Raw genomic sequence first — 4,341 nt, forward strand, 5'->3', positions numbered from 1 at the left:
GCTTTTATCAGTAAACGTCTGCTTCTGTTCATCCCCACGCTGTTTGGCGTATCCATCATCGTGTTTCTGATGCTCCAAATGGTCCCCGGAGATCCCGTCAACACGATCGTTCCTGCGGATGCGACCGAGGAAGAGCGGATGCGGGTAACACGCGAGCTTGGGCTCGACAAGCCAATTTATGTGCAGTTCATCTATTGGCTCGTCCATATGTTTCAAGGGGATATGGGGACATCTATCATCAAGCGGCTGCCGGTCAGCGAACTGCTGCTCCCGGCTGTAGGAAATACGCTGCTCCTGGCGGCGGCTTCCGCCGTCGTTTCGTTCGGCCTCGGCCTGGCCATTGGCGTTTACAGTGCATACCGTCCCAAATCGTGGGCGGCTGCCCTGTTCAACGTGCTGGGACTCGCGGGGATTGGCATGCCGAATTTCTGGGCCGCGCTGATTCTGATCGGGATATTCTCCGTCAGTCTCGGCTGGCTCCCTTCCTCCGGGATGCAGAGTATCGGGGGTGGAGGACTGCTGGATACCTTCAGGCACCTGATCCTCCCGACGATTGCGGCCTCCCTGACGACGCTTGGCGTTATGACCCGGATGGTGCGCAGTACGATCGCGGGTTTGCTCCAGCAGGACTTCGTGTTCGCACTGCAGGCCAAAGGTGCGCCGGCAGGCAAAGTGCTGCGCCATGTGCTCAAGAACGGCATGCCGACCATTTTGACGGTGGCCGGGCTCCAATTCGGCTATTTGATCGGCGGCTCCGTCCTCGTGGAAACGGTCTTTGCCTGGCCCGGCATCGGCCAGTTGATCTACCAGGCGATCGGGCAGCGGGACTTTCCCATCGTCCAATCGGGCGTTCTTGTGGTAGCTGTCGCTTTTGTTCTCATCAATCTGGCAGTCGACTCACTGCATGCGGTTCTTGATCCAAGAGTAAGGCATTCTTGAAAGGAGTGGGCAGCATGGCTACCAATGTTCAATCCATTGTTCCCGATGCGGCTTCGGCCGCAAGTTTGCCAAAACAGCCCTCGCAGGCTGCCGAACGATGGCGGGCGTTCTGCAGGCGGAGAGCGGCGCTGGTCGCGCTGGTCATTCTTGTCGCGATCATCCTCGCCTGCATCGCCGCCCCGTGGCTGTCCCCGTATGATCCTTACGCGGGTAACGTCAAAGAGAGGCTTCTCCCTGTCGGGTCGGCGGGACATCTTCTTGGCACGGATGAACAAGGCCGGGATTTGCTTACCCGGATCTTGTACGGGGGGCGGCTGAGCCTGCTGTCAGGCATCGTTCCAGTCATGATCGCCGTTATCCTAGGAGGCGGGCTTGGAATCATTGCCGGATATTTTAAAGGTATCGTCAACACGCTCATCATGCGCACGCTGGATATTATGTTCTCGTTCCCGGCGATTCTGCTGGCCATCGGTATCTCCGCTTCGCTCGGTCCGGGCATCAGCAACATCATGATCTCGGCGACGATCGTCTTCATTCCGCCGATTGCCCGCATTGCCGAAACGGCCGTGAAGGAGGTGAAGAAGGAGGAGTATATCGAAGCCGCGCTGTCCAGCGGGGCCGGAACGGGGCTCATCATCCGTTTTCATGTCGTAAACAACATTTTTTCTCGACTGTTTGTCTACAGCACGACCCAGATCGGCATCTGCCTCATGCTCGCGTCCGGTCTGAGCTTTCTGGGACTTGGCGTATCGCCGCCGACGCCGGAGTGGGGATTTATGCTGAACAATTTGAAACAAGTCATATTTATTGACCCCATCGTTACGATCGTCCCGGGCATCTTTATATTCGTCACATCGCTTGCGCTCAACATCGTATCCGACGCCTTGTCGGATGTACTGGACAGCAAAAGTTAAGGAGGGATAACAGATGGAGCACATTCTTGAAGTGACCGATGTCAGCAAGACCTTTCCCCTGCGGGGGATGTTCGGACAGAGCAAGGGAGGGGTGTCCGCCGTCAACGGGGTATCCTTCACGCTGAAATCCAAGGGTACGCTCGGCATTGTCGGCGAGTCCGGATGCGGCAAGTCTACTTTGGCCCGGCTGATCATGAGGCTGATTGAGCCTGACCAAGGGCAGGTCCGATACAAGAACGAGGATTTGCTGAAGCTCGGCGGTTCCGATTTGAAGAAAATGAGGAAACGGATTCAAATGGTGTTTCAAAATCCTTATTCTTCGCTGAATCCGAAGCTGACTATTCTGGACAATGTGGCGTTCCCGCTGTGGGCCAATGGAACCGGGCGGGCTGCTGCCAGTACGCAGGCATACCGTTATTTGGATGCGGTAGGCTTGCCCAAATCCTATGCCGCGAAGTATCCGCATCATTTAAGCGGCGGGCAGAGGCAGCGCGTGGCCATTGCCAGGGCGCTTGTGCTCGAACCGGACATCGTCATTGCCGACGAGGCGGTGTCGGCGCTGGACAAATCGGTGCAGGCCCAGGTGCTGAACCTGTTTCAAGATCTGAAAAAGGAGTTCGACCTGTCGCTGATCTTTATTTCCCACGATCTGCACGTGGTGGAATATATGAGCGACGATGTCATGGTGATGTATTTGGGCGGCGTCGTGGAGAAGGGGCCGAAGGAAGAAGTTTTCGCGAATCCACGGCATCCTTACACGCAGGCGCTTCTTAAGTCGGTGCCCTCGGTGGACCTGGCCGTTCGCAAAGCGCCGGAAACCGAGCTGCTGAAGGGTGACCTCCCGAGTCCGCTGAATCCGCCGTCCGGCTGCCGCTTCCGGACACGGTGCATGTTCGCTGAAGCGCGCTGCGCACAGAATGTGCCAGCTCTCGTTGAGGTAGGTGAGGGTCATCACACGGCGTGCTTGCTGGTACATGAAGGAATGGCGGCCGTTCAAAATTTGTAGAAGGGTGTGTGAATATACGATGACAAATCCAAAGTTCGGCTCTAGCGAGGTTCAGGACATCGTTACGGTAGCTGCGATAAATTTTCATCCCAAATGGGGGGATAAGGCGGATAATTTGAAGCGCATGAAAGGCTATGTGCGGACGGCGGCGAAGCAGGGCGCGGATTTGATATTGTTCCCGGAAACCGCGCTAACCGGCTACGGTGTCAAGGATGACGACCCTGAAATGCAGAGGCAAAATGCCGAAACGGTGCCCGGCGAATCGACGCTGGCCCTTGCTGAGCTGTCCAAGGAATACGGTGTGTATGTCGTGCTTGGGATGCCGGAGCGGGATGCGGCGGACCCGGATATCATCTACAATTCCGCGGCCGTGATCGGCCCGGAAGGCGTAATCGGCGCCTACCGCAAAATCCATCCGGCAGCCAAGGAGTCACTATGGGCGACAAAGGGCAGCGAGCCGCTCATGTTCGACACGCCATGGGGACCAGTGGGGGTCGGCATCTGTTATGATTCCTACTGCTTCCCTGAACTGGTCCGGCATTATACCGCGCTTGGTTCGCGGATATATTTGAATCCGACGACGATCCACAATGTGGAAGGATGGCAGGACCTGTATTACACGACGCTCAAATCGAGATCACTGGAGAACGGCACGTTTATCGTCAGCTCGAACCTTGTCGGCCAGGATTACGATTCATATTTTCCAGGTGGCAGCATGATCGTCGGTCCTGCAAGCCACATCGGCTCGGAATACAAGGGGGCGCCGGTCGAGGACAAGGAGGCGGTCGTGCTGGCGACCCTCGATTTGAGCCAGGCGGGAGGCCGGCTCCCGTTGTTTGAGCACAATCCGCTGACCGGTGTGCCGGACTGGAGGCCTGACATATATCTGCACATGCTGAGCGGCATAACCCGGAACGGCAAGTGGGCCGGCAGCTCGGAAAATAAGCTGCTCCCCAAGCCGTCGGCCGCCGTCATCGTGTAAACTCGTCTGCCGATAACGAACAAAAGCCGCCCTCTGCCTGGTCTGTTAGACTAGGGAGAAGGCGGCTTGTTGTTATGCTTGACATGCTCGGCGTCGGAACGACTAGAGGTCAGGGAATGCAGCCCAGCTTACCGCTGCTGTATAGCTTTAGCGTTCGTCCGAAGTCAGGTCCAGCCAGTCAAGCTCCGCACGGCTCAGCTGAATCCGGGAGCCCTCGTCGCAGGAACGCAGCTCTTCTGCCGACTGGGCGCCAATCAGGGCGCAGGTCGGGAACGGCTGGTTCAGCACGTAAGCGAGGGCGATTTGGATGGCGGTCACGCCGCGCTCCTCGCCAAGCTGCTTCGCACGCTCCAGGCGCTCCCAGTTGGCGTCGCTGTAGAATACGCGGACCAGGTCGGCGTTGTCGCGGACTTCCGGCGTAAACCGGCCGGTAAAGAAGCCTCTTGCCTGGGAAGACCAGGAGAAGAGCGGAAACTGCTCGGCTTCATGCCAGGCGCAGG

5 protein-coding genes are annotated in these 4,341 nt (G+C 57.6%); 4 read left to right on the forward strand and 1 reads right to left on the reverse strand.

All coding sequences use genetic code 11. The features are described 5' to 3' along the window. The 4 genes from CPT76_RS05345 to CPT76_RS05360 form a co-directional block, all read left to right on the forward strand. Positions 1-939 (forward strand): ABC transporter permease (locus CPT76_RS05345; protein WP_105442169.1); only part of this gene is annotated, 939 nt, incomplete at its 5' end. 14 nt (positions 940-953) lie between these two features. Next, on the forward strand, positions 954-1,853 hold the full coding sequence (locus CPT76_RS05350) for an ABC transporter permease (protein WP_105442170.1): 900 nt from the start codon (positions 954-956) through the stop codon (positions 1,851-1,853). 13 nt (positions 1,854-1,866) lie between these two features. Continuing rightward, positions 1,867-2,859 (forward strand): ABC transporter ATP-binding protein, encoded by a 993-nt coding sequence (locus CPT76_RS05355; protein ID WP_105442171.1) that lies wholly within the window; start codon positions 1,867-1,869, stop codon positions 2,857-2,859. Positions 2,860-2,878: 19 nt separating this feature from the next. After that, positions 2,879-3,841 carry a carbon-nitrogen hydrolase family protein gene (locus CPT76_RS05360; RefSeq protein ID WP_181152696.1) on the forward strand — a complete coding sequence of 321 codons (963 nt, stop codon included), beginning with the start codon at positions 2,879-2,881 and terminating at the stop codon, positions 3,839-3,841. 147 nt (positions 3,842-3,988) lie between these two features. Here CPT76_RS05360 and CPT76_RS05365 read toward each other — a convergent pair. Continuing rightward, positions 3,989-4,341, reverse strand: a 353-nt coding sequence (locus tag CPT76_RS05365; RefSeq protein ID WP_146116165.1) for an aldo/keto reductase, incomplete at its 5' end; no start/stop codon positions are given.

This window comes from Paenibacillus sp. AR247, assembly GCF_002968895.1.
In the GTDB taxonomy this organism is placed as follows: Bacteria; Bacillota; Bacilli; order Paenibacillales; family Paenibacillaceae; genus Paenibacillus_AQ; species Paenibacillus_AQ favisporus.